General features: G+C 39.5%; 1 protein-coding gene. It reads right to left on the bottom strand.

What is annotated here, in order from left to right; genetic code table 11:
* Positions 1–556: pyrimidine/purine nucleosidase domain-containing protein (locus A3738_RS09545; protein WP_156504154.1), on the bottom strand; the 556-nt coding region annotated here is incomplete at its 3' end.
* Positions 557–741 lie beyond the last annotated feature (185 nt).

Below are 741 nucleotides of genomic sequence, written 5' to 3'. Positions count from 1 at the left end.
CAGTACAGATATTCAATGCACGTAAACCAAGCTGATAGCCAACTTCTTTCGTGTATTCGTATTCGTTACGTTTGATTGAGTGACCACCCCAGCACACAACAATATCTGTCTCACAGTTTGTTTTAAGCAGGTTTGCATTACGTAATAAATGGAAAATAAAGTTCGTAACTTGCTCTGAAGACTTAAGGTTCAAGCTCGTGTTTTTCATCATGACACTGTCTGTGTAAATGATGTCTCTCACTACTGAGAACAAATGATTATTGATACCTTGAATCATATAGCCATCAACGAAGGCGCTTTCAGGCGCGTTCTTAATATCGAGTTTTATGCCTCGAGGTTGTTGAATGACGTTAATTTCGAAGTCTTTGTATTTTTCTAAGAGACTTTCACCGTCATCACTTAAGGATCCACAGTTCAACACAGCGAGTGCGCAACGACGAAACAGCTCTTGTAGTTGTTCGTTTTTCTTGTTGCGCAGGAGATTCACTTCGTGTCGAGACAATATGTCCATATTGCCTTTAGGTGTGACGCGAGCATTAATACCGTTGTTGTTCATACGCACTCTCCTTCGACGTAAGTTTTCGGCTTTCACTGTAAGTATAGTGTTGACGACAGTGAAGAACTGTAAATTGCTGCTACTTTGGCATTGTTTTCATATAGAATACCGCGCCTAGAAATTTTGGTTTGAGAGACAGCATGAAATTTATCGTCAAACTTTTCCCTGAAATTACCATTAAAAGT

The organism is Oleiphilus sp. HI0066 (assembly GCF_001635725.1).
The sequence above is the reverse complement of the archived record's forward strand: the minus strand, read 5'-3'. Positions and strand labels throughout refer to the sequence as shown.